Here is a 26,606-nt window from a genome sequence, read left to right on the forward strand (position 1 = left end):
GCGGCGTGGATATTCTACTCACAGCCCTCCTCGCCGTTCTCGCGCTCTGCTTGACCGTGGTCGCGGCAATCGCCGAAACCGCGTTCACCTACCTGCCGCACAACGAGGCGGAAGAAGCCGTGGAGGCACACCCGGACACTCTCGGCGCGCGCGTCCTGCAGCGCACCCTCGACGGTGACTCCGAGGCGTACACGCACCCGCTGCGCCTGACCCGCCTCATTGCGGCAGCCGCCGCGGTGCTTGCCACCATGACCTGCCTGCTGAACCTGGTTGAGGTGCACGCGCTCGCCGCGGTGCTGACTCTCGTAATCGTTGCGCTGGTGGGCTACCCGATTCTGCACGTGCTGGCTCGTGCTCTGGGCCGTAACCGCCCGGTTGCGTCGATTCGTGTGCTGGCTCGCCCGGTGCACTACCTGTCGGTTCTGTTGAGTCCGGCGACCGGTCTGCTTGATAAGCTCAGTGTGCGCCTGGCGCCGGAACGTTCGGCGGAAGCCCCCGTCGGCGTGTTCGATGAGGAGGAGCTGCGCGAGTTCCTGGACCGCGCCTCCGACGCTGAAACCATCGAGGACGACGAGGCGCAGATGGTGCAGTCCGTCTTTGAGATGGACGATACCCGTATCCGTTCGCTCATGGTTCCGCGTACCGACATGCTGACAGCTAGCCGCGACACCACTCTGCGTGAGGCGCTGAGCCTGTTCCTGCGTTCGGGTTATTCGCGTATGCCGGTGATTGGCGAGTCGAGCGATGAGATTCTGGGCGTGCTCTACCTGAAGGACGCGATGCGCGCCTTCATCCTGCACGGTGAGGCACCGGAGGGTACCACCCTGCCGACCGTGGTTGAGCTGATGCGTCCGGCTCGTTTTGAGCCCGAGTCGAAGCGCGCCATGGACCTGCTGCGTGAGATGCAGCGCGAGTCCACGCACGTGGCGATCATTGTTGATGAGTACGGCGGTACTGCGGGTCTGATCACGCTTGAGGACCTGATTGAGGAGCTGGTCGGCGACATTTCTGACGAGTACGACCACGAGCGCCCCGATTACACGCTGAACGACGACGGTACGTTCCGCCTGTCTGCCCGTCTGGGTATTGATGAGCTGGGCGAGATTTTCGGTCGTGAGCTCGAGGATGAAGATGTTGATACGGTGGGCGGTCTGCTCGCTAAGCATCTGGGTATGGTGCCGATTGTTGGTTCTGAGATTGAGATTGACGGCATTCATATTCGTGCGATTGGTTCGTCGGGCCGCCGCCACCAGGTGGATATGCTGCAGGCGTGGTATGAGCCGCCTCGTGATGAGCAGGAGAACGCTGAGGGTTCTGCCGGTTCCCCGGAGTCTGAGGCCGCTGACCTTCTCACCGTGGATACCGAGCCGCCCGCGGTGGCTGAGCCGCATGCGCATCCGGACCTTCCGGGAGATACCGCAGAGGCTGAACCTGCCACCGACAAGCACGGCAACCGCTAAATATCGAACATAGACGCCGCATCATCCCATAAACACTTTGAGCCAGCCCGCCGCCGCCCCGAAGGCGCAGGCAGATGAGGCTGGCACCCCATACACCCCGCCCGGGGTTTGACCCCGGGATTTGATAAGGAGAAACACAATGGACCAGGAGTACACCCCGCTCGATTTGAGCACTCTGGACTTAAGCACCCCGCTGCCGACTTACCCGAAGGATTTCCGTTCGGGTTTCGCGTCGCTGGTGGGTCGCCCGAACGCGGGTAAGTCCACTCTGACGAACGCTATGGTTGGCCAGAAGGTGGCTATCACCTCGAACCGTCCGCAGACGACCCGCCACACGATTCGCGGTATTGTGCACAAGGACGAGTACCAGCTGATTCTGGTGGATACCCCGGGTATTCACCGCCCCCGCACTCTGCTGGGTGAGCGTCTGAATGACCTGGTGGCGGGCACCCTGTCGCAGGTGGATGTGCTGGGCTTCTGCATTCCGGCGAATGAGAAGATTGGCCCCGGTGACCGTTACATTGCGTCGCAGCTGGTGGCGTCGAGCAATAAGCCGGTGGTTGCGATTGTGACGAAGGCTGACACCGTGAGCTCTGAGGAGCTGCGTGAGCAGCTGCTGGCTGTTGAGGCGCTCGGCGAGGAGGTCATGAGCGCTGAGCGTGCGGCTCGTGCTAAGCGTGCGGCGCATCGTGCGAAGCAGAAGGGTAAGGGCCCTAAGGGTAAGGGCGGCAAGAATGATGCTGTGCCTTTCGCGAAGGGTTCGGGTCCTGCGGCTAAGCGCCGTGCGGGTGAGGTTTCTGAGCCGATGCCGGTTGATGGTAAGGGCGGCTGGGCTGCGATTATCCCGGTGTCTGCTGTGAAGCATTTCCAGGTGGATGCGGTTGCTGACCTGCTGGCGCAGTACACTCCGCTGTCGCCGCCGCTGTACCCGGAGGGTGAGCTGACCGATGAGCCGGAGGCAACTCTCATCGCGGAGCTGGTGCGTGAGGCTGCTCTGGAGGGTGCGCGTGAGGAGCTGCCCCACTCGATTGCTGTGACGGTTGAGGAGATGGAGTTCCGTGAGGGCCGCCCGGCGGATAACCCGCTGCTGGATGTGCACGTGAACCTGTTTGTGGAGCGTGAGTCGCAGAAGTACATCATTATTGGTAAGGGTGGCTCGAATCTGCGCAAGATTGGTACGAAGGCTCGTGAGCAGATTGAGGCGATGCTCGGTACCCGCATTTACCTGAATATTCATGTGAAGGTTGCGAAGGAATGGCAGTCTGACGCTCGTGCGTTGAACCGCCTGGGATTCTAGGCAGCTTTCCTGAGCGCACCGCCCTGAGACTTTACCTTGCGAGGTAGCCCTGAGAGGCAGCCCCGAAAGGTTGCCCTTGGGGCGGTCGCGCATCCTTAGTTTTCACCCGGTGGCTTGCAGAAATATGTGCATGCCTCCGGGTGAAACTTTTCACTCTCATTCGGCGCTCATAGGGAAGAGTGTTACTCTGAGAGGGCACTTGCTCACCGGCAGAAAGAGAAAAGGTATGCCCCAGGCACCTCGTTTACGAAGCACTGGTCGTCATATGCGCACGACGGTGCTGACTTCAAACCGCAATAAGTGGATTGCTCTGCTTACCGCGTGCATGCTCGTCATTGTTGTTGGCTTTGGTGGCGTGTTGGCTCTGCGTATGCGCAATAATCTGCATACTCAGGAGCTGAACATCAGCAATTACAAGGACGGCCTGGAGAACGGCGCCTTGGACATTCTCGTGATTGGTTCCGATACCCGTAAAGGTAATAACGGCGCGTACGGTAATGAGGATGACCGCAATTCTGAGGCTCGCGCGGACGTGATGATGCTTCTGCAGATCAGCAAGGACCGCAAGAACGTGAGTGTTCTGTCCTTCCCGCGTGACTTGATGGTTGATGTGCCGCAGTGTACTGACCCTGAGAGCGGCACCGTGTACCCGGCTGAGGAGAACGTTCAGATTAACGAGTCTCTGTCTCGCGGTGGTGCCGGTTGTACTGTGGCGACCATTAGCAAGCTGACCGGCGTAAACATTGACCACTTTATGCTGGTGGACTTTAACGCTGTGAAGGAGCTGTCGAAGGTTGTTGGCGGCGTTCAGGTTTGTGTGGACGCTCCGATTGATGACGAGTACAGCGGCCTGAAGCTTCCTGCGGGTACTTCCACTGTTGAGGGTGAGCAGGCTCTTGCGTTCTTGCGTAGCCGCCACGGCTTCTCGGATGGTTCCGATATTGGTCGTATTCAGGCGCAGCAGGGCTTCTTGTCTTCGCTGCTGCGTAAGGTGAAGAGCGAGGGTACTCTGTCGAATCCGGGCCGTCTGATTAACATTGCTGAGGCGATTACTCAGAACGTGACCGTGGATAAGAACCTGGGTAATATCAGCACTCTGGTGGGTGTTGGTGCGACTCTCGGCGGTGTGGACCTGTCGAATGTTGTGTTTGCGACGGTGCCGACTGAGCCGTGGAGCCAGGATGAGAACCGCCTGCAGGTTTCTGCGGATGCTGCGAACGTGTTCCAGCGTCTGCGTGACGATAAGTCGCTGAAGGAGGAGAAGGCTCCGGCAGCTGAGGCTACTTCTGCCGCTCCGGTTCAGCTGGATCGTACGGTTCCGGTGAACGTGTACAACGCGACCGGTCTGGATGGTCGCTCGGCTACGATCGCTTCGGTGATTGAGGGCCTGGGCTACACGAATGTTACTCCGGGTACTTCCGCTAACCCGACGAACTTCACCACGGTGTTCTACTCGACCGGTTACGAGGCGGAGGCGAAGGAGATCGCCGCGAAGCTGAACGTGACCCGCGTGGTGGCGACCGAAGAGGTTCAAGGCGTGTCGGTGACGATCGGTACTGACTTCCCGTCCGGTGAGGCGATGGAGAAGCAGGAGGCTGCGATTGCGGGTAACGCGACCGGTCAGACTGCTGATCAGAACAAGTGCCAGACTGCGTTCGCCTACTAGAACCCGACTGCCGGGAACTATGAGGCAAGCGCAGATGCGTGAATAGCGAATGAAGGGGCGTAGCGCCAGTAATGGTGGCTACGCCCCTTCGTCGTTAATTCTTTCCAGATGATGGACGGCGCCCCGTGCGCTGTGCCACCGCCTCCGGCCGCTGTGATAGCGTGGAGGTATGACTATTCACGGTGAGAGCATGCGCGGGGTTACCCGCCCGGCAGTGAACCTGCTGCTTATTCGCCGGAACGGGGCACGCTAGAATCTGCCGCAACCGTTCCGGCTTTTTGACGCGGCATCTCACCTTCGCATCCTTTACGATGCACCGCCTTGAACACGGCAGCCGGGGGGACCGATATCCCGGCAGGTACGAGCCCCGAAACTGGGGTAGAGCGAGACGGACCAACCCACAGGAATTCATGATGAAAAACCACCAGAAGCCCAGCCCCATGCCGGTACACAAGTACCGCCCTTTCCACGAGCAGATTGTTGTTGACCTGCCGGACCGCACCTGGCCGGATAAGGTCATTGAGAAGGCTCCGCGCTGGTGCGCAGTGGATCTGCGTGACGGCAACCAGGCGCTGATTGACCCCATGGACACCGACCGTAAGCTTGCGATGTTCAAGCTGCTGGTGAAGATGGGTTACAAGGAAATTGAGGTGGGTTTCCCCTCGGCGTCCCAGACTGACTTTGATTTTGTGCGCACTCTGATTGAGGACGGCCACATTCCTTCGGATGTGACCATTCAGGTTCTGGTGCAGGCGCGTGAGCACCTGATTGCCCGCACTTTTGAGGCGATTGAGGGCGCACCGCAGGCGATTGTGCACTTCTACAACTCGACTTCCGTGCTGCAGCGCCGCGTGGTGTTCCAGCAGGACCAGGAGGGCGTGCTGGACATCGCCCTGCAGGGTGCGCGTCTGTGCCGCAAGTACGAAGAGCAGATGATTTCTGATACTAAGGTCATCTACGAGTACTCGCCCGAGTCTTTCACCGGCACCGAGCTGGAGTATGCGGCTCGCGTGGTGAACGCTGTGGCTGAGGAGCTGGAGATTGGCCAGAACGGCCGCGAGCTGATTGTGAACCTGCCCGCTACCGTTGAGATGGCTACCCCGAACGTGTACGCCGACTCGGTCGAGTGGATGGACCGCCATCTGAACCACCGCGAGCACATCGTGCTGTCCCTGCACCCGCACAACGACCGCGGTACCGGCGTGGCTGCTGCTGAGCTGGGTTACCTGGCGGGCGCTGACCGTATTGAGGGCTGCCTCTTCGGTAATGGCGAGCGCACCGGTAACGTTGACCTGGTGACTTTGGGTCTGAACATGTACACCCAGGGTGTGGATCCGCAGATTGATTTCTCTGATATTGACGGTATCCGTAAGACTGTTGAGTACTGCAACCAGCTGAAGGTGCACGAGCGTTCGCCGTACGGTGGCGATCTGGTGTTCACCGCGTTCTCTGGTTCTCACCAGGACGCTATTAAGAAGGGCTTTGAGGCTCTGGAGCGTACTGCTGCTGAGGCGGGTAAGACCGTGGATGAGGTGTACTGGGAGGTTCCGTACCTGCCGATTGATCCTCGCGACCTGGGTCGTACCTATGAGGCGATTATTCGTGTGAACTCGCAGTCCGGTAAGGGCGGTATGGCGTACCTGCTGAAGCAGGATCACGGTCTGGATCTGCCGCGTCGTGCGCAGGTTGAGTTCTCGAAGATTGTTCAGGCTCGTACTGACGCTGAGGGCGGCGAGATGACCAGTGAGAAGCTGTGGAACATCTTCGCGGATGAGTACCTGCCGGCAACCGACCCGGAGAAGCGTTGGGGTAAGTACCGTATTGAGTCGATTAACATTGATTCGGCTGATACCGGTGCGACCACTCTGCGTGTTGCTCTGAACATTGATGGTCACACCTACACTCGTTCTGCTTCGGGTACCGGCCCGGTGGATGCTCTGCAGAACATCCTCTCGGGCGAGGGTGTGGATATTCGCGTAATGGATTACTCGGAGCACACCATGTCGTCTTCGTCGACTGCTAACGCGGCCTGCTACGTTGAGGCTGCTGTTGGTTCTCGCGTGCTGTGGGGTATCGGCGTGGACAACTCGACTACTCGTGCGGCGTTGAAGGCGATGATTTCGGCTGTGAACCGTGCGCTGCGTGATGAGCGTCAGGCATAAGCGATAACCGTAGATGTTTCGTGCAGGTTTGTGGGTGACCGGCTGGCTGGTGACCGTTGACCGTGCATGATGCGGGGGCGGGATGCATACTGGGAGTATGTATCCCGCCCTTACGCGTTTAATGCGCGCTGGTGATGTGCGCATTGGCGGACTGCGGGACGGATTAGGCGAATAGTCTGCAGAGAAGGAACTCTCATGAAAAGCTACGCGATGGTGTTTAGCCCCGTTGATGCGGCGGGCACCGATTCTTCTGTCCGTGCATGGAATTATGAGTTGAGCGGTGGTGATGATACTGCTCTGCCTGCCGGTTCCCCCGAGGTGTGGGAGGCTGGCTGGGTGGGTTCTACCGGTCCCGGTATTGAGCAGGATCAGTGGCCGCGCAGTACGTTTACTGGTTTGCCGATGCAACACATTTTTACGGTGAAGCTACCGGGGGAGTACCTGCCGGATGCGCAGAAGTATCCGGGCGTGGTGGCGTTCTCGTTCTTCGCCGGTGATGGTCAGTTCGCTGAGGATGAGGCGACTGAGGGCGTGGCTAATGCTGCAAGTGATGACCCGTTTGAGGTGCAGTATGCGCAGGCGCGGGTGCATCCGTATCAGCTGTTGTTGCGCGATATTTTGGATGCCGAGTTTGCGGTGCTGTACCTGAATGAGGAGGAGTTCTCATCCCGTACGGAGCCGCCGCAGGACGTGCGCCGTGCCGGTGAGCATCGTGGTGAGGAGGAGAGCTTCAGCGCTTGGGCTTTGGCGGATCGTCAGCAACCGCTGGATCGTAAGCCTGCTCTGCTGGGGTGGGTTCCCACGGATGACCCGAATGCCGGTAAGGTCCCCAGTGATGTGTTTGAGAATGTTGACCCGCAGACCGGTTATCTGAGTCCTTTCGATTGGGACGCGGAGGATTCGGCGTGGTTTGAGTGGGCTGAGCCGCTGATTGCGGTGAATACTCACCTGGGTGGCACTCATTTTTATGCGCAGGCTCTGCCGGAGGGTCTGACGGCTCGTTATATTGAGTTCGATGAGTTTGATGTGCTGAATTTTGGGTGCGGTAGCGCTGTTTTTGATTTTGAGACCGGAGTTTTTGACTGGTCTTGCGGCTAGTACGCTCACACATTTGACGCGCTTTTGACACGCAGCTGAGCTGTGAATGCACCGCGGTGTACCGCCCGAAACGGCACCCTGAGCGTTTCACAGTGTGGACGGGCAGGTTTGCGGAAGTTCCACATCACCCTCGGCGAACCGCTCCGGGCGGGCGTGCCTCCTGTATCCTTGAATGCGTGGAATGGATTCAAGCAATTATTTTGGGCTTCGTTCAGGGCCTCACCGAATTTCTGCCGATTTCTTCATCGGCGCATCTGAACATTGTTGGCCAGATCCTGCCGGAGAAGGCTGACCCGGGCGCCGCGTTTACCGCAATCACCCAGCTGGGTACTGAGACTGCGGTTCTGATTTTCTTCTGGCGCGATATTGTGCGCATCCTGAAGGCGTGGTTTGGTGCTCTTGCCGGCCGCGTGCCGCGTAACGACCCGGATGCCCGCATGGGTTGGCTGATTATTATTGGCTCCCTGCCTATCGGTGTTCTGGGTCTGCTGCTGGAAGACTACATTGACACCCAGTTCCGTAGCCTGTGGATTGTGGCAACCATGCTGATTGTCTTCGCAGTGTTCCTGGGCTTGGCTGACCGTTTCGGCCGCGAGCAGCGTGAGCTGAAGGACCTGACTTTCCGTCACGGTCTGCTGTACGGTTGCGCGCAGGCGCTGGCGCTGATTCCGGGTGTTTCCCGCTCGGGCGGTACTATTACCGCGGGTCTGTTCATGGGTTACACCCGTGAGGCTGCGGCGCGTTACTCGTTCCTGCTGGCGATGCCCGCCGTGTTCATGTCCGGTCTGTACAAGACCTTTAAGGTGGTCACCGGCGAGGAGGCAACCGGCTACTACGGTATCCCGTCGACTATCGTTGCGACTCTGGTTGCGTTCGTGGTGGGTTACCTGATGATTGGCTGGTTCTTGAAGTACGTGTCTTCGAAGTCCTACGGCATTTTCATTTGGTACCGCATTGCGCTCGGTATCCTGATTTTCGTTGGTCTGGGCACTGGCGTTCTGAACGCTACTTCTTCGGCGTTCTAAGGCTTTAGCCCTCAGCGTGATATGACATACCCGTCCGTGAGTTTCTCACGGGCGGGTATTCTTATTGGAGTAGATTTTTTGGGCATCCGCACGCCTTGAGGTTGGGCGGCGGGTGTGGCGCGTCCACCGGGTGTGGGCGTTTTTACGGAAAGGAAACCCATGCGAGCTTGGGATGCCCCGGCCTCTGTGACTCTGCCTGGTAAGGCTGCGTTGCCGCGTATTTTTGATACTGCGGCTGGTGAGATTGTTCAGGTTCAGGAGGATAAGGCGGCGAGCCTGTACGTTTGCGGTATCACCCCGTACGACGCGACGCATATGGGTCACGCCTCCACCTATGTTGCTTTTGACCTGTTGCACCGCGCCTGGCTGGATGCGGGCGTGCCGGTGACTTACGTGCAGAACGTGACCGATGTGGACGACCCGCTGCTGGAGCGTGCGACCGCCACGAACGTTGATTGGCGTGAGCTGGCTGAGGATCAGACGGAGCTGTTCCGCACTGACATGAAGGCGCTGAACGTGATTCCGCCGGCGCACTATGTGGGTGTGGTGGAGTCTATTGAGTGGCTGTTCCCGCTGATTGAGGATTTGCTGCGCCGCGGCCTGGCGTACCGCGTGCCCGGTTTCACCGACGAGCAGGGTGTGGTGCATCCTGACGGTGACGTGTACCTGGATTTGAAGGCTGTACGTGAGCTGCCCGCTAACGCTGAGGGCTACTCGTGGGCGCCGGGCGAGGTCTGCCACTTGACCCGTGATGAGATGCTGGAGATTTTCGCTGAGCGCGGCGGCGACCCGAACCGTGCCGGTAAGCGTGACGCACTGGATCCGCTGCTGTGGCGTGTGAAGCGTGAGGGCGAGCCGAGCTGGGACGCCGGCGAGCTGGGCGCGGGCCGCCCCGGCTGGCACATCGAGTGCACCATGATTGCCCGCCGTTTCGTGGATGGTTCACTGACCGTTCAGGCTGGCGGTAATGACCTGACCTTCCCGCACCACGACCTGGGTGCTGGCCATTCGTGGGCTGTTTCTGCACGCCCGCACGCTAAGCATTACGCGCACACCGGCATGGTTGGTTTGGACGGCCACAAGATGAGCAAGTCCCGCGGCAACCTGGTGCTGGTTTCGCGTCTGCGCGCGGCCGGTGAGGATGCGAACGCGGTGCGTCTGGCGATTATGGGTCAGCATTACCGTTCGGATTGGTTCTGGACTGATGAGCTGCTGGAGCACGCGAAGGCTCGCCTGGATACGTACCGTCATGCGGTGTCGATGGCTGAGGGCCGTGAGGGTTCTGAAGGTGTCACCGATGAGGCGGCTGTTGAGTTGCTGGGCGCTGTGCGTGAGGCACTCGGCGAGGACCTGAACGCACCGGCCGCCCTGGCTGCCGTGGATGCGTGGGCTGTGAAGGCTCTGGCGGACACCACCGTCGGTGGCGGCGCGCTCGTGCGTGACATCCTGGCGGCACGCCTGGGCGTGGTCCTCTAAGGGGCAACACCCCGCAAAACGTTGAAGCGCAGGAGCGGCGCTACGGTGTGAAAGCCGTGGTTGCCGCCCTGCGCTTTTCTGCGCCTGCATTTGATGCGCCAGCTTTCTACCGCGGCATGATAAAACCGGGCGGGGGGAGCCGCCGCATTATCACGCCCACGGGGTAATGCGCCACAGCCGATTTGCAGACTCCGCTAAAATAGAAAAGGACTTTTTCCGTCCACAGTTCGCCGTGACGGCGAACAGCACAGACTGACCCAAACCCGAGGAGAACAACCCCGTGAGCAGCGGCACCCCCACCCCCACCGGCGCAATCAACCGCCGCGGCCCCTTCCGCCCCGGCGAGCGCGTCCAAATCACTGACGAGCGCGGCCGCATCACCACCATCACCCTCGCAGAAGGCGGCGAATACCACTCCCACAAGGGCTTCCTCAAGCATGACGACCTCATCGGCGCACCCGAAGGCACCGTCATCGCCAACACTCACGGCATCCTCTACCAGGCGCTGCGCCCCCTCTACAAGGATTTCGTGCTCTCCATGCCGCGCGGCGCAGCCGTCGTCTACCCCAAGGACGCCGCCCAGATCATCGTTAAGGCAGACATCTTCCCCGGCGCACGCGTCGTCGAGGCTGGCGTTGGTTCCGGTGCGCTGTCCATCGCCCTGTTGCGTGCGGTTGGCGACTACGGTTGCGTGCACTCCTTCGAACGCCGCGAAGAGTTCGCAGACGTCGCCCGCGGCAACATTGAGACTATGTTCGGTGGCCCCCACCCGGCGTGGAAGCTGAGCATCGGCGACCTGCAGGACACCCTGCCGCAGGTTGAAGAGCCCGGTAGCGTCGACCGCGTCGTACTCGACATGCTCGCACCCTGGGAGTGCCTGGACGCTGTGGCGGAGGCGCTCGCACCCGGCGGCGTGCTCATCTGCTACGTTGCGACCGTGACCCAGATGTCCCGCCTGGTTGAGGGCATGCGCTTGGACGGCCGCTTCACCGAACCCGAATGCGACGAAACCATTGTGCGCGGCTGGCACGTGGAGGGCCTGGCGGTCCGCCCCGATCACCGCATGGTTGCGCACACCGCGTTCCTGGTGGTGGCTCGTCGCCTGGCTGACGGTGCGGTGCGCCTGGCGCCGAAGCGTCGCGCGTCCAAGACTGACTTCTCTGAAGAGGATATGAACGCGTGGATTCCCATGAACGTGGGTGAGCGCGAGGTGACCGACAAGAAGATTCGCCGCGCCGCACGCGATGCGAAGAACCTCGCCGCGCACGCCGCCCGCGCGAACGAGATTGCGCTGGAACAGAACGGTACCGCGCAAAACGGCGCAGCCGCTGAAACTGACTCTGAGGCGACTGAATCCGCCGAATAATTTGAACCACTGAACCTGCGGGGGCACGGGCGTTGCCTGGAGCCCCCGCAGTGCACCCGCCAGGCTACTCGCCTTGCCCGATGCCCAGTACCCGCATCGAGTAGCCGCCGATGAGGACGAACAGCTAAAGGAGCTACCGTGTCCACCCACGAATCTGCAGATCAGGCAGGAACCCCCCAGTACGGCACCGCCCACAGTGCAGCCAGCGCGGCACCGCACTACTCGGCTGCTTTCGGGTCGACCTCCCTGCCCGGCAGTCAGCCCGTCAGCGCGCAGGAGTATGACGCCGTGCTGCGTCGACTCTCTGCGGCGGAGGCAACCCGCGACAATATGAGCCGACAGATTCGTGGTGCGGGGGAGAAGAACCGCAAGCTCGTTGAGGCAATCACCAGCATGCGTTACCAGGTGGAGCGTCTGCGCGCCTCCCTGTCGCAGAACGTTATGCCGCCGCTGAATTCGGCGGTTGTGTTGGCGGTGCATGAGGGGCAGACCATGACCTACGAGCAGGTCGCGGACGATAAGACCCCCGCCGAGATTGATACGTACCTGGATGTTCAGGTGAGCGGCCGCATGATGCGTATTCCCGTGTCCCCGCTCATTGACCTGTCGACGCTCACCCCCGGCATGACCGTACTGCTCAACGACAAGACGGAGGCGGTCGTCGCCCTGGACACCGAACCCTTCGGTGACGTGGTGACCGTGCGTGAGGTACTGGATGAGCAGCGCGTGCTGGTTGACACCTCCTCGGGTGCTCAGCAGGTGGCGCGCGTGGCTGGCTCCCTCGACATTGAGCAGTTGCGCACCGGCGACGCGGTTACCCTCGATACGCGCACCCGCATGATTACCTCGCAGGTGCCTGCCTCCCGCTCGCAGGAGCTCGTGCTTGAGGAGATTCCGGACGTCACCTACGAGCAGATTGGTGGCCTGGGTGCGCAGATCGAGCAGATCCGCGACGCCGTGGAACTGCCGTACCTGCACCCCGAGATTTTTGAGCGCTACCACCTGGCGCCGCCCAAGGGCATTCTGCTGTACGGTCCTCCCGGTAACGGTAAGACCATGATTGCTAAGGCTGTGGCGAACTCCCTGGCGGCTCGTGCGGCGGCGCTGAACCCGGGTTCAAATACCCGCGGCTACTTCTTGAACATTAAGGGCCCCGAGCTGCTCGATAAGTTCGTCGGTGAGACGGAACGCCAGATTCGCGATATTTTCGTTGCCGCCCGCGAGAAGGCGGAGGCGGGCCACCCGGTCGTCGTGTTCTTCGACGAGATGGAGTCGCTGTTCCGTATGCGCGGTTCGGGTCGTTCCTCCGATATTGAGACGACTATCGTGCCGCAGCTGCTTGCCGAAATTGACGGCGTGGAGTCCCTGCAGAACGTCATCGTTATTGGTGCGACGAACCGTGAAGACCTGATTGATGCCGCCGTGATGCGCCCGGGCCGCCTGGACCTGAAGATTCGCATTAACCGCCCGGACGCCGCCGGTGCGGCAGAGATTTTCGGCCTGTACCTGACCGAGGACCTGCCGCTGGACGCTGCGGAGGTGGCAGCCGCCGGATCCGTGCAGGCCGCCCTGACCTCGATGATTGCGGCCGCGGCAGGTCAGTTGTACGCACGCACCCCCTCCACGGCGTACGCTGTGGCGACCGTGGATTCCTCCATGACGGTTGGTTCTGGTGCGAGCGCGAACCTGTCCACGCACACCCTGTACCGCGGTGATTTCGCCTCGGGTGCGGTGATTCGCAATATTGTGGACCGCGCGAAGAAGGCCGCGATTAAGGAGCAGCTGCAGGCGCTGACCGCCGGTGCGGACGCAACGGGTGTGGGTATTGGTACCCGTCACCTGCTGGAGGCGGTGCGCGCCGAGTTTGAGGATCAGGTGGATCTGCCGCCTCTGCCCGATATCGAGGATGCGCTCACCGTCGCCGGTGTGCGTGGCCGCTTGGTGTCGGTGGAGCCGGCGCGCTAAACCGCGCTACAAGCATGAGCCGGGCGGCGCGCATCCGGCACTCACCCCGCGCTTATCCCGCATCAACCCAGCATTACCGCAGGTCCAAAGCCTTTGGATGGTATAGATTTTTCAGGAGAACCCCATGAACTCCACCCCCAGCTACGGCGTGCACCGCATTATGGGTGCCGAAACCGAGTACGGCGTCATCGCCCCCTCCGCGCCGGGCACCAACCCGACCGTGCTGTCCGCACTGGTGGTCAACACCTACGCCAAGCTCGCCTTCCGCCGCGGCGCCGCCTTCCGCGAGGAGCTACAGCGCCGCGCCCTGGCGGATGAGCTGACCGCCGAGCAGGCACGCCAGGCAGAGAACTACTCGACCGCCACCCCCGAGGGTCAGTGGCTGGGTGAATCCGAGTCACCGCTGCGCGACGCCTTCGGCCGGGTGCAGGACGCCTCCACCGCCCACTCGAGCCAGATGACGCACACCCGCACCGAGCTGACCAGCGAAGATATCGCCCTGGAGATTATGCGTGAGGCTGGCGTGCAGGCACCGGGTGAGCCCGCCGAGCCGCGTAGCGCCCTGGATGCGCTCGCCGGTGTGCACGGCCGCGGTGGTTTCCCGGAACGCCTGGACTGGGACCGCGTGACCATGAACGCGATTCTGCCCAATGGTGCGCGCCTGTATGTGGATCACGCGCATCCGGAGTATTCCTCGCCGGAGGTTCTGACCCCCGCCGATGCGGTGCTCTATGACGCTGCCGGTGACGCGCTGGCGTACGAGTCGCTGGTGGAGCTGGGTAACCACGGGCAGGATTTGCCGCAGGTGAAGCTGTACAAGAACAACACCGACTCGAAGGGCCAGTCCTACGGCGCCCACGAAAACTACCTGATTAGCCGTGATGTTCCGTTTGAGCAGGTTGCGGATGCGCTCCTACCGTTCTTTGCGACCCGCGCGATTTTTACGGGTGCGGGCCGTGTGGGTATTGGTACGCACGGTGAGGTTCCTGGCTTCCAGATTAGTTCGCGTGCTGATTTCTTTGAGCGCACGATTGGGCTGGAGACCACGATTCGCCGCCCGATTGTGAATACGCGCGATGAGCCGCACGCGGATGAGTCGAAGTACCGCCGCCTGCACGTGATTCCGGCGGACGCGAACCTCTCGCACTATTCGAACCTGTTGAAGTTCGGCACGGCGGCGCTGGTCATGAACCTGATTGAGTCGCATAGCGAGCAGCACCCTGTGCTGCCGGGTGTGCGTCTGTCTGATCCGGTGGCGGCAATGCATGCGGTCAGCCACGATTTGTCGCTGTCGGTTCAGCTGCCGTTGGCGCCGTCTTCGGCGACCCTGCCGAACCCGGTGTCCACGAGTGGTTCCGCGAGTGCCCTGCAGATTCAGCGCGCCTACTATGAGGCATCCCGTGCGCACGAGGAGTCGAACCCTGCGGGCGTGGATGCAGCGACCGCGCAGATTCTCGACCTGTGGGGCGAGGTTCTGGACGCCCTGGAAACCAACCCGCTTTCGCTGGCGGATCGTCTGGACTGGGTGGCGAAGTATGCGCTGGTGCGCGGTTATGTCGCTCAGGGCGTAGATTATGCGAATCCGAAGTTGAAGGCTTTGGATTTGCAGTACGCTGATATTGACCCGTCGAAGAGCCTGTACCACCGTCTGGTGGCGCGCGGCCGTATGCGTACGCTGTTCTCTGCGGAGCAGGTGGAGCGTGCGACGACTGAGCCGCCGCGTGAGACTCGCGCATTTTTGCGCGGTACTTTGATGGCGCGTTGGCCGGAGGAGATTCTGGGTATTAACTGGGATACGGTCTCGTGCCGCGGCAGGTATTCGAAGGATCTGACTCGTTTTACGATGATGGAGCCGACCCGCTACGGTGCCGCTGAGGTGGAGCCGCTGCTGGATGAGGTGAACCATTCGGATGCGCTGCTGAACCGCCTGCGCTAGTAGCACCACCCACAAACCCACATAAACTCATATTCTTCCCCGGGGCGAATACCCCTATTCGGAAGAGTAAAAACCACATAACCCACAGGTAGGGTGCAGTATGGCGGGGGTACCAAAACCCTCACACCCCGCACCCGACCCCACTAAAAACTTATTTGTCCACAACCGAAAACCCCTTGAGGAGAGAACCATGAGCCGCGAACGCATCAGCGCACAGCAGACCGAAACCACCGCAGCCGAGCAGGAGCAGGAACTGACCCTCGCCGCCTCCCACGTTGTCTCTGACGTGAGCGAGGTCGACGACCTGCTCGACGAAATTGACGGCCTGCTCGCTGAGAACGCTGAAGACTTCGTCACCGGCTTCGTCCAGAAGGGCGGCGAGTAACCGGCACACCCTTACGCCGGGTCAGCATCATGGAACACCGTATTTTCGGCATTGAAAGCGAATTCGGGCTCAGCTACGTCCCGCACGGGCTCGGTCGGCTGAGCATCGAAGAGTCCGCCGCCGCCCTTTTCAAGCCCGTCCTGGATCAGTGGCGTTCAACGAACGTCTTCCTGCCCAACGGCGGTAGGATCTACCTTGACGTGGGTTCGCACCCCGAGTACGCCTCCGCCGAATGTGCCAGCATCGACGAGCTGCTCGCGCAGGAACGCGCCGGTGAGCTGCTTTTCGCTGATCTGGCGCGTACCGCCCGCAAGCGCCTGCTCGCAGGTTCGGAGGGCCGCCCCCTCGACGGTGAACTGTACCTGTTCAAGAACAACGTGGATTCGGCGGGCAACTCCTACGGCAGCCACGAGAACTACCTGATCAGCCGCAAACTGCAGTTCAACGACCTGATTGCCCAGCTCGTGCCGTTCCTGGTGACCCGCCAGATTCTGGTTGGTGCCGGTAAGACCCACCCGAAGGGTGGCCCGGTGCCCGGTTCGACCGACCCGGCGTCCAGCACGGGTGTGCCCTCGTACTCGTTCTCGCAGCGTGCCGACCACATTTGGGAGGCGGCGTCCACCTCGACCTCCCGCGCTCGTCCGCTCATTAACACCCGCGACGAGCCGCACGCCGACGCTTCGAAGTTCCGCCGCATGCACGTCATTAACGGCGACTCGAACATGGCGGAGCCGACGACCCTGCTGAAGATTGCCAGCACCGACCTGGTGTTGCGCATGCTGGAGGATCGCTTCCCGGTCACGAGCCTGGATATTGTGTCTGTTCCGGCGGCTCTGCGCGCTATCAGCCACGACCTGACCGGCACCGCGACCTTCGAGACCACGGACGGTAAGCATTACACGGCGTTGAGCGTTCAGCGTCACTACCTGGATGCGGCACGCCAGTACGTGCAGCAGTACGGCGCGCACCACCACCACGTGGAATACGCCCTGGACCTGTGGCAACGCACCCTGGACGCTATCGAGTCCGGCGACTACAGCAGCATTGATACTGAGATTGACTGGGCGATTAAGAAGAAGCTTCTGGATGCGTATATAGCCCGCGCCCGCGCGGCTGGTCAGCCCGCCGATTATGCGAGCGCCCGCATCCGTCAGCTGGATTTGGCGTACCACGACATCGACCCGGAGCGTAGCGTTTTCCACGCGCTGGTTCGTCGCGGTGCGGTCAAGCGCATCCTGCCCGAGGGTGCCGCGGAGGCGGCGAAGACTCAGCCGCCGAACACTCGCGCCCTGCAGCGTTCGCGTTTCATTAACGCGGCGGTTGCGGCGGGGGAGCAGTTCACCGTGGATTGGGTGCATTTGAAGCTCAACGCGTACCCGCAGCACACGCTGGTGTGTAAGGACCCGTTCGCAACCGGCAGCGAGGAGCTGGAAGAGGTGCTGGGCCTGCTGGAGTCTAAGGCGCGTCAGCATCAGGAGGCGGCATTCCCGCCGCCCTGCTAAACAGCCCTGCTAGACGGCCCCCTAAACAGCACCGCCAGAAACGCCCTGATCAGGGGAAACCCGCCAGCGGTCGGGGTTGTTGGACCTTCGGGAACACCCCGGCCGCTACACAGCCTGAACACAGCTACGTGCTGTAGCATAAAACAGCTAAACCTATACCTGTAAACTGTTCTGTGGCACACGGGCACTCACACGCCCCACTCTCACAGAAAACCCCAGAGGATGACCATGACCAAACGCTCTAAGCTCACTATTTTTGGTGCCAGCGCGGCAGCTCTTGCGCTCGCACTGTCCGCATGTGGCGCACAGTCCAACAACGGCGACCTGTCCAAGGTGCAGTACACCTTGAAGCACGCGACCGCTGAGCCTGAGGCGTCTTTCGCGACCCCCTTCGCCGCTTCTAGCCCCTCCGCGTACGTGATTGAGGAAGGTAACGGCGAGTCCATCAACGATGGTGACTACGTGCTCGTTGAGGCTGCCGTGTTCAACGGTACCGACGGCAAGCTTAACGGTTCCACTTACTCCAGCGAGCCGATTCTGCTGCCCATTAACGACCAGCTGAAGCAGGCTGCACCGCAGGTGTACGAAACCTTGAAGAAGATTAAGGTTGGCGGTTCTTTCTCGTACACCACCAACGTTCTGCAGCAGCGTAGCACCGCGGGCGTGACCACTACGACCGCTTCGCCCGGCGCCGCAACTAACGTTGAGGTGTACACCGTGAAGACGAAGCTGCCCAAGTACGCAACCGGTAAGGCTGTTGAGGCTGACCCGTCGCTGCCGTCCTTCACCCTGGATGAGTCCACCGGCAAGGCTGAAATCAAGCTGCCCGATAACAAGCCGGAGGTCACCGAGCTGACCGCTAAGACCCTCATCGAGGGCGAGGGCGCCGAGGTCAAGGAAACCGACACCGTGTACGTGCGCTACATTGGCGTGCAGTACTCCGACGGTAAGGTCGTTGACGGCAACTACGACGCCGCCACCCCGATGGGTATCTCCCTGCAGGGCGTTATCAAGGGCTGGACTCAGGGTCTGAAGGGCAAGAAGGTCGGCTCCCGCGTTGAGCTGGTCATCCCGGCGGATTTGGCGTACGGTAACGACACCGGCGGCTCCAAGCCTTCGGGCCCCCTCGTGTTCGTGGTTGATATTCTGGGCGCGGAGGAGAACCCGCAGACCCTGCAGCGTGCTCAGGCGGCTTCTAGCGCGGCTGCTGCGGAGGCTTCCGCTTCGGCAACCGCTGATGCTTCTGCGACCGCAACCCCGGCAGCGTCTGCTTCGGCTACCGCGCAGTAACCCGGCACCCACGTTTTTATATAGTGTTTTACACAGTGCTCGCCGCCTATACGACGTAGGCGGCGAGCGCACCCACTATTTCGATTCATTTCGAACCAATCAAAGGAGACACCCATGTCTTTCGGTCAGCGTAACCTCGACCGCGAAAAGCCCGAAATCGATTTCCCCGAGGGCGACGCCCCCACCGAGCTGGTCATTACCGACCTGATCGAGGGTGCAGGCGCTGAGGTTGTTCCCGGCTCCCGCGTGCTCACCCACTACGTTGGTGTTGCATTCTCCACCGGTGAAGAGTTCGACGCTTCTTGGAACCGCGGCGAGCCGCTGCCGTTCCAGGTGGGCGTTGGCCAGGTTATTCGTGGCTGGGATGAGGGTCTGCTCGGCATGAAGGTCGGCGGCCGTCGTCGCCTGGAGATTCCCGCCGACATGGCGTACGGTGACCGTGGCGCTGGCTCGGTCATTAAGCCCGGCGAGTCCCTGATTTTCGTGGTGGACCTGCTGGACGTCCGCTAAGGACTAGCCAGGTTCTCGCGCATCTCGCGCTTCTCACGTAAGACGCGCAGCCCGGTGCTTTCTCCCGATCGTGGGAGGGGCGCCGGGCTTTTGCGTACCCGCCCGCTGAGTAAGTGCCGCGGAACACACACGGTATGATGGAATCATGTCCACCGCAGCTCAGCTTTACATGACTCTTCACCGCCTCGCCACTGCCGCCGAGGCGCGCGATGCCGCAACCCGAACCCAGGGCATCAGCCGCACCGAGCTACTGACCCTGCTCGGTGTCAAGACCCGCGCGAACGGCTCCCTCAGCGAGTCGCAGGAACGCGCCTTTGAACGAGCCAAGCAGACCCTGCGTGATGCCGGCGCGCGCATCACCCACGTGACCACGGATCTGGGGGAACGCTACCGCCTCGAACCCAGTAACGCCGCAGAACTACCCGCATGGAACCCCACCGCTGAGGAGTTCCGCCTCATCAACACCATCCTGCGAGGGTGGGAAGGCACCGAGCTGCAGGATGACGCCTACCGCATCCTGCGTAAGATTGCGCTGACCAGCGAGAACCTCACCGATGAGGCGCTCGCCGCCGCGAAGATTCTGGACCCGAAGACCGGCAAGCGTCAGCGTGCAAAGAACCTGCACACCTACCGCGAGCCTCTTCAGCGCATTTACTTTAGCGATAACCCGCATCTGAATGAGCTGTTCACCGCCTATGCGGAGCGTAAGACGGTCACGTTCACCTATCAGACGGCTGCCGGTGCGACCCGCGTACAGGAGAAGGTCAGTGTCGCCGGTATTGGGTACCGTTACGGCACCTGGTATTTTGTCGGCTACTACACTGAGAGCGCGGAACGTAAGGAGTACACGTTCCGTGCCAGCCGTATTCAGAAGCTCACGATGCTTTCGCGTATCGATTCGACCCCCATCAATGCGACGTTCAACGCCAAGAACTGGCTTGAAGACATTAAGGGCTACGAAGAGAGCCTGATTGTTTCCGAGGTCAACGCCGATTCTACGCTGTCGGAGCCCTTCACCGTGCCCTCGTACGGCACGATTGATAGCGCTGTGGCGGCGACCAGCTACAGCTGCGTGATCGAGCCGCCCGAGGAATCGGAGGCTACCTCTACCCGCCAGCGTGACAGTTACGCCGCCCAGCAGCAGCTGCTACGCACCCTCACCGACCTGCACAGTGGCGCGGTCGAGGATCCCGGCACCTGGAGCAAAATCGACCAGCGTAACCGCAATAATGTCCTTGATGCCCTCGTCGACCTGCTCCTGGGTCTGCACCGTGCCGACCGCTGGGCGAGCACCCACGGTGAAGAGCCCATGCCGTTGAACCAGCTCAACGCCCTCTACAGCGTGGACACCGACAAAAACCGCGACCTCGGTAAGACCATTATTCCCGAGATTTTCGCGCAGGTAGATACCGTTCCCTTCGATTCTGATCCCAAGGACCCGGACGCGCTCAAGCCCACCTACATTAACCTGCTACCGGACTTTAGCGACGCCACCCCGAACACGCTGCTGAACTACGCGCGCCTTACCGACACTGAGCTCGCCATTCTCGTCTTCACCCTCTCTGCCGCAGATATTCTGCACCCGGCGGATGTGCGTCTGGGCAGTATCCGTGCGGCGCTCGCCGCCGCGTACCCGAACGCGCCCGTCTATGCGCAGCACCTGTGCTTCGCCCCGGAGGAGCCGCTACTGCAGGAGGCGACTGCCGCCCTGAGCAGCGGCAACGCCGTGACCATTGGGTACGGTACCTCTGAGCGTGCCGCCGATCGCTTGGTGGACCCGTATGCGTTGGTGTTGCACCGCGACCACATGTACCTGCATGCGTGGTGCCGTACCGCTGAGGAACGCTACTATGCCGCGCGCGGTGAGGAAGTCCCCGAGTATGTACCCGAGGCTTTTGCACACGCGGCCACCGGCGAGACTGCCGACAGCCAGGCGGCGGACAATGAGGCAGAGGAGAAGGAACCCAACTTCTGGCGCAACTTCCGCCTCACCCGCATCAACCACATTCACGAGGCGGGCGCGGGTCGTACCCACCCGGTCACCGGTGACACCGTCCCGCATTGGCACGCGCAGCAGCACAGCACTCAGACCAACCCCTTCGCTGAGTTGCGGATTCACCCGACCGAGCATATTCCCAGCGGTGAGCCGCTTGATACTCTCACCGCAACGTACATGCGTCGAAGCACCCACCACGTGAAGAAGGCTTCACGCACCCAGTACGTGCGCATCCACTACTACAACAACGCCCACGGTGCTGGCGATAAGAACATTCTCGATACCGTCATCGCGCACCGAGGCGCCCTGGAGCTCGTCGGCCCGGCGCACCTGCGTGCGGCGCTGCTTGAGCAGTTGCAAACCCTCAAAGCGAGCAGCCGCAGGGGTGCGTCTGTAGATGTGCCTGCAGAAAAATAGCACTTCACCCACAAGCAAAAACGCCATAAAAACCCTTCCAAGGGGCCAAAACATTAACCTAAAACTTGTATAATGGTGCTCATGTCTTGGTGGTTCTGGATTTTGCTATGGGGCGCGCTCATCATCTGCTCGCTCCTCTATTTGGCATGGTTCACCTACAAAGCACTCACTCGCGGTTTCACACTCCTTGACGAAACCGTAACCTGGGTCGAGTCAATCGAGGGACAATTCGACGCCGCGCAAGCGAACGCAAGCCGAAAACTCCCGCGAGACACCACCCTCGGGGTATTCACACCCATCACCGAGGCATACAATAACTACGAACAAGGTAAGCAGACACGCAGGTCTGAGCGGATCAAGCGACGGGTCTCCCGACGAGATCGACTCGGCCAACCTCAAAACATCGGAGACCTGCTCTAACTAGAAAGGCACACCACCATGGGCCAGATTTTCAGCCACCCCGCGACCATCATCGTCGTTATCCTCCTCATCGTCCTGCTCTTCGGCGCACCCAAGCTGCCCGGTATGGCACGTAGCCTCGGCCAGTCCATGCGCATCTTCAAGACCGAAGTTGAGGGTCTGAAGAACGACTCCAAGAAGGACCCCCGCGAGAAGGACGGCGAAGAGGTCGTCACCGCTGAGGTCGTAGACAACGGCAAGGACGGCAAGACCGAAACCAAGTAACGGTCCCGCCCCAACGCACCAAACCCGTGCCAGCCCACCGGCCGGCACGGGTTTTGCGGCACCACCACATAAACACCCCACCAGACCCCCTCAGCCGAATCACACACGGCACCGACACCCAGAGGACACCACGTGGCAACACCTGACCAGGACGTGCGCAACCGCAAACTTAATCCTGAAGCACGCATGGAACTCAAGGAACACCTGCGCGAATTCCGCGACCGCCTCATCAAAGCGGCTATCGCAACCGTCATCGCAGCCATCATCGGTACGGTCTTCCTCTACCAGCCTTTCATTGAAATGATCTCTGCGCCCCTGCAGCAGATCAATGCAGAAACCGGCCGCAACGCAAACCTGAACTACGGTAGCGTCGCTTCTCCCTTCGACCAGTTGCTGAAGGTCGGTATGTACATCGGCTTGGTGATCGCGTCTCCCGTCTGGCTGTACCAGGCGCTGCGATTCCTGCTGCCGGCACTGCACACCAAGGAGAAGAAGTATCTCTTCGGCTTCCTCACCGCATCTATTTTCGCGTTTGCCTGCGGTGTCGCCATTTCTTACTTCACCCTCCCCGGCGTGGTTTACGCGCTGCTGAAGTTCACCCCCGTCAACGAAAGTAACTACATTGACGCGGGCGTGTACATCTCCTTCATTCTGAAGTTCGTTGTGACCTTCTCTTGTGCCTTTATCATCCCGGTGATTCTGGTTGGCATTAACATGCTGGGCCTGATCCGCGGCACCACGATTTTGAAGGCTTGGCGTTGGGTGGTTGTCCTCGTTGCGGTTATCGCAGCACTAACTGCACCCGGTAGCGACATCATGATGATGTTCGTGCTGATGGCGCCGCTGCTGATTTTCTTCTTTGCAGCAATCGGCATCTGCATGATTAACGACAAGCGCCGTGACCGCAAGCTCGCCAAGCTGGCGCAGGGTTCGGACGAAGCAAGCCTGAACACCGCAACCAGCGCCGAAGACCTGGCGAAGATGGGTTACTTCGAGGAAGAGAAGACTTCCTAATTGAATAGCTCGCTTTGAGCAACATCGCTGGATGGGGCGGGGTACAGAAAGATTCTGTGCCCCGCCCCTTTCGCATGCCCAGACATACCCAAATTCGAGTGCCCAGATTCGCATGCCGGGAAAAGCTTCTAACGCCGGCTCGCACGGCACCTCCGTAGCGAGCTCCACAGGGAGCGTTATACCGTGCCGGATGCGCTCGCTGTTCGCCCATACCGGATTAGTGCCCGTCCGTGACGCTTTCGGAAGGTGCGCGGCGGGCAACCGGTTACACTGGACATACTATGAGCAAGCACCACGCACAGCACACATCTGACGCAGAAACTTCTAACGAGCAGACCCTGGCGGAGCAGACCGGCACCGACTACGCTGCCGCCTACGCCGCATCCCGAGAGCGCGCCGCCTACTCGAAGACCGCCCTCGGGGCTTTTGAGGCGTCCCTTGATTTTCCGCTGGATGATTTTCAGCGTCAGGCGTGTGCCGCCGTGGAGGCGGACCGCTCCGTCCTGGTTGCCGCGCCTACGGGTGCGGGTAAGACCATCGTGGGCGAGTTCGGTATCTACCTGGCGCTGCGCCGCGGCATGAAGGCGTTCTACACGACCCCCATTAAGGCGCTGAGCAACCAGAAGTACCACGACTTTGTGCGCGCGTACGGTGAGGATTACGTGGGTCTGCTGACCGGCGATACGAGCATTAACACGGAAGCACCCGTGGTCGTGATGACCACCGAGGTGCTACGCAACATGCTCTACGCTAACTCGACCACGCTGACCGGCCTGGGCTACGTGGTGATGGATGAGGTGCACTACCTTGCGGATCGTTTCCGCGGCGCGGTGTGGGAAGAGGCGATTATTCACCTTCCCGAGCATGTGAACGTTATTTCCCTGTCGGCGACGGTGTCGAACGTTGAGGAGTTCGGCGCGTGGCTGGATACGGTGCGCGGCGGCACGGACATTATTGTTTCGGAGCACCGCCCGGTGCCCCTGTGGCAGCACATGATGGTCGGGCACCGTGTGGTGGACCTGTTCGTACCCGAGGACAAATCTAAGAACGGCAAGGACCAGGAACCGGAGGAGAAGCTCTCCCGCAAGCAGGCGAAGAAGGCGCAGAAGGCCAAGCAGCGCGGCGCATCCGTGGAGGCGGGCGCTAACCCGCTGCTTGCCGGTCTGCGTCTGAACCCGCAGCTGAAGGCGCTGCGTCCCGGCTTCCGTTCCGCGCCGGGTCGAGGCCGTTACGGCGGTAAGCGTGAGCGTTTCCGTCACCGCCGTGAGGGCTGGCTGAATGAGACGTTCAGCAGCGGCGAGCGCGGCGGCTCGAACCGTCGTGACCGTTTCAGTAACGACCGGGAGTTTGATGCGCGCGGCGAGCAGAAGCCTCTGCGTCCGCAGCGTATTACCCGCCCGGAGATGGTGCGCGCCCTCGACAAGCAGGGCCTACTACCCGCCATCTGCTTCATTTTCTCGCGTGCCGGTTGTGACGGCGCGGTCAGCCACTGCGTATCCGCCGATATTACGCTGACCACCCCCGAACAGCAGCAGACCATCCGCGCCTACATTGCGGAGGCGACCGCTCACCTGGACACCCGCGACCTGAACACTCTCGGCTACTACGAGTGGCGCGACGGCCTCATTCGCGGTATCGCCGCGCACCACGCCGGCCTGCTGCCCCTGTTCAAGGAGGTTGTAGAAACCCTCTTCGCGCAGGGCCTGATTAAGCTGGTCTTCGCCACCGAAACCCTCGCGCTGGGCATCAACATGCCCGCACGCACCGTGATTCTGGAAAAGCTCACCAAGTACAACGGCGAATCCCACGTGGACATCACCCCCGGCGAGTATACCCAGCTGACCGGACGCGCCGGCCGCCGCGGCATCGACATTGAGGGCCACGCGGTCGTCATGTGGCGCCCCGGTATGTCCCCGGAGCACGTGGCGACCCTCGCCTCCACCCGCACCTACCCGCTGAACTCTTCGTTCCGCCCCACCTACAACATGGCGGCGAACCTGATTGCCTCCTACGGCGCCGAACGCACCCGCAAAATCCTTGAGTCCTCCTTCGCGCAGTTCCAGGCGGATAAGTCGGTCGTGGGCGTCGCCTCCCGCGTACGCAAAAACGAAAGCGCCCTCGAAGGCTACCGCGAAGCCATGGCATGCCACCTGGGCGACTTCACCGAATACGTACAGCTCAGCCGCCAAATCGCCGAGCTGGAGAAGAAGGCGTCCAAGAGCAACGAACGCCACGCCCGCGCCCAGGCACACCACAGCATCCAGCAGCTGCTGCCCGGCGACATCATCTACATTCCGCACGGCCGCTCCCGCGGCTACGCGGTCGTGGTGACCCGTTCCGATTCGCACGCCGACCCGCGCATCGGCATCGTCACCGAGGACGCGCACCAGCGCACCGCCTCAACCCGCGACTTCGAGGGCGCCATCGAACCGGTCTCACGCATCAAGATTCCGAAGCGCCTGAGCCTCAAAACCGCCAAGGAACGCCGCGACACCGCAAGCCGCATGCGCCAGGCACTCTACGACGGCCGCGCCCCGCGTGCGCTCGCACAGCAGAACATCCCGGCTCGTCAGAACAGCATTGACGCGCAGCTGGAGGCTCTGCAGGCTCAGCTGCGTAACCACCCGTGCCACGGCTGCTCCGACCGCGCAAACCACATGCGTTGGGCTGAACGCTGGCAGAAGCTCAACTCTGAAACGGAAGGGTTGCGCCGTCAGATTGCCCGCCGCACCAACACGATTGCGCAGGTCTTCAACCGCATTGCGCGCCTGCTGGAGAGCTACGGCTACGTCGAACGCACCGAGGACGGCGAATTGTCGCTAACCACCGGCGGCCAGGCGCTACGCCGCATCTACGGCGAGCGCGACCTGCTGACCGCCCTGTGCCTCGACGCGCACTTCCTCGACGGACTGGAACCCGCCGCCATCGCAGCAACCGTCGCCGCACTGACCTACCAGGGTAAGCGCGACGCGGTGGAATACCTGGCTCACTACCCGCACCCGTCCCTGCGCGCGCCCATTGCGACGATTACGCAGCGCCTCGCAGACCTGAACGCCGCCGAGGAACAGTTCAAGGTCAACCTGACCCCGGCGTGCGACTTCGGCCTGGTCGAACCCATGTACGCCTGGGCGAACGGCGCGCACCTCGCCAAGGCAATCGAAGACACCGGCCTTGCCGCCGGCGACTTCGTACGCTGGGCAAAGCAGGTACTGGACGCCCTAGACCAGATCGCGCACATCCGTTCCCTGGACCCGGTCATCCGCGCCCGCTGTGAAGAGGCAATTGAGGCGGTACGCCGCGGCGTTGTGGCGCTGGACGTCTAACCCGCGCCTAGCGCTACATCCCGCCCGACCGGTT

18 protein-coding genes are annotated in these 26,606 nt (G+C 61.4%); all 18 read left to right on the forward strand.

What is annotated here, in order from left to right; genetic code table 11:
• Positions 1-5: 5 nt before the first annotated feature.
• The gene (locus AB8E48_RS04065) at positions 6-1,460 is read left to right on the forward strand and encodes a hemolysin family protein (protein ID WP_368885851.1); all 1,455 of its coding nucleotides are present in this window, start codon (positions 6-8) and stop codon (positions 1,458-1,460) included.
• A 139-nt stretch (positions 1,461-1,599) separates the two neighbouring features.
• Complete coding sequence (locus AB8E48_RS04070; RefSeq protein ID WP_368885852.1) at positions 1,600-2,757, forward strand: GTPase Era; 1,158 nt, start codon at positions 1,600-1,602, stop codon at positions 2,755-2,757.
• A gap of 226 nt (positions 2,758-2,983) precedes the next feature.
• Positions 2,984-4,423 (forward strand): LCP family protein, encoded by a 1,440-nt coding sequence (locus AB8E48_RS04075; protein WP_368885853.1) that lies wholly within the window; start codon positions 2,984-2,986, stop codon positions 4,421-4,423.
• Between the two features lie 413 nt (positions 4,424-4,836).
• Positions 4,837-6,585 (forward strand): 2-isopropylmalate synthase, encoded by a 1,749-nt coding sequence (gene leuA, locus AB8E48_RS04080; RefSeq protein ID WP_368885873.1) that lies wholly within the window; start codon positions 4,837-4,839, stop codon positions 6,583-6,585.
• Positions 6,586-6,780: 195 nt separating this feature from the next.
• Positions 6,781-7,683 (forward strand): hypothetical protein, encoded by a 903-nt coding sequence (locus tag AB8E48_RS04085; RefSeq protein ID WP_368885854.1) that lies wholly within the window; start codon positions 6,781-6,783, stop codon positions 7,681-7,683.
• 176 nt (positions 7,684-7,859) lie between these two features.
• Complete coding sequence (locus tag AB8E48_RS04090) at positions 7,860-8,708, forward strand: undecaprenyl-diphosphate phosphatase (protein ID WP_200963036.1); 849 nt, start codon at positions 7,860-7,862, stop codon at positions 8,706-8,708.
• Positions 8,709-8,867: 159 nt separating this feature from the next.
• On the forward strand, positions 8,868-10,184 hold the full coding sequence (mshC, locus tag AB8E48_RS04095; protein WP_368885855.1) for a cysteine--1-D-myo-inosityl 2-amino-2-deoxy-alpha-D-glucopyranoside ligase: 1,317 nt from the start codon (positions 8,868-8,870) through the stop codon (positions 10,182-10,184).
• A gap of 280 nt (positions 10,185-10,464) precedes the next feature.
• Entirely contained in the window at positions 10,465-11,550 is a 1,086-nt protein-coding gene (locus AB8E48_RS04100) for a tRNA (adenine-N1)-methyltransferase (protein WP_368885856.1), read from the forward strand.
• A gap of 138 nt (positions 11,551-11,688) precedes the next feature.
• A complete protein-coding gene (arc, locus tag AB8E48_RS04105) occupies positions 11,689-13,515 on the forward strand; it encodes a proteasome ATPase (RefSeq protein WP_368885857.1) in 1,827 nt (608 codons plus the stop codon).
• 124 nt (positions 13,516-13,639) lie between these two features.
• On the forward strand, positions 13,640-15,451 hold the full coding sequence (gene dop / locus AB8E48_RS04110) for a depupylase/deamidase Dop (RefSeq protein WP_368885858.1): 1,812 nt from the start codon (positions 13,640-13,642) through the stop codon (positions 15,449-15,451).
• Positions 15,452-15,641: 190 nt separating this feature from the next.
• A complete protein-coding gene (locus AB8E48_RS04115; RefSeq protein WP_005506016.1) occupies positions 15,642-15,836 on the forward strand; it encodes a ubiquitin-like protein Pup in 195 nt (64 codons plus the stop codon).
• Positions 15,837-15,865: 29 nt separating this feature from the next.
• A complete protein-coding gene (pafA, locus tag AB8E48_RS04120) occupies positions 15,866-17,338 on the forward strand; it encodes a Pup--protein ligase (protein WP_368885859.1) in 1,473 nt (490 codons plus the stop codon).
• 228 nt (positions 17,339-17,566) lie between these two features.
• On the forward strand, positions 17,567-18,628 hold the full coding sequence (locus AB8E48_RS04125) for an FKBP-type peptidyl-prolyl cis-trans isomerase (RefSeq protein ID WP_368885860.1): 1,062 nt from the start codon (positions 17,567-17,569) through the stop codon (positions 18,626-18,628).
• Between the two features lie 114 nt (positions 18,629-18,742).
• On the forward strand, positions 18,743-19,138 hold the full coding sequence (locus AB8E48_RS04130; protein WP_005508667.1) for an FKBP-type peptidyl-prolyl cis-trans isomerase: 396 nt from the start codon (positions 18,743-18,745) through the stop codon (positions 19,136-19,138).
• Positions 19,139-19,283: 145 nt separating this feature from the next.
• Positions 19,284-21,551 (forward strand): WYL domain-containing protein, encoded by a 2,268-nt coding sequence (locus tag AB8E48_RS04135; protein ID WP_368885861.1) that lies wholly within the window; start codon positions 19,284-19,286, stop codon positions 21,549-21,551.
• A 438-nt stretch (positions 21,552-21,989) separates the two neighbouring features.
• Positions 21,990-22,235 (forward strand): Sec-independent protein translocase subunit TatA, encoded by a 246-nt coding sequence (gene tatA, locus AB8E48_RS04140; RefSeq protein ID WP_005506024.1) that lies wholly within the window; start codon positions 21,990-21,992, stop codon positions 22,233-22,235.
• Positions 22,236-22,367: 132 nt separating this feature from the next.
• A complete protein-coding gene (gene tatC / locus AB8E48_RS04145) occupies positions 22,368-23,249 on the forward strand; it encodes a twin-arginine translocase subunit TatC (RefSeq protein WP_070634059.1) in 882 nt (293 codons plus the stop codon).
• A gap of 281 nt (positions 23,250-23,530) precedes the next feature.
• Entirely contained in the window at positions 23,531-26,572 is a 3,042-nt protein-coding gene (locus AB8E48_RS04150; protein ID WP_368885862.1) for a DEAD/DEAH box helicase, read from the forward strand.
• The last annotated feature ends 34 nt before the right edge of the window (positions 26,573-26,606 follow it).

The organism is Rothia mucilaginosa, assembly GCF_964211445.1.
GTDB lineage: Bacteria > Actinomycetota > Actinomycetes > Actinomycetales > Micrococcaceae > Rothia > Rothia mucilaginosa_E.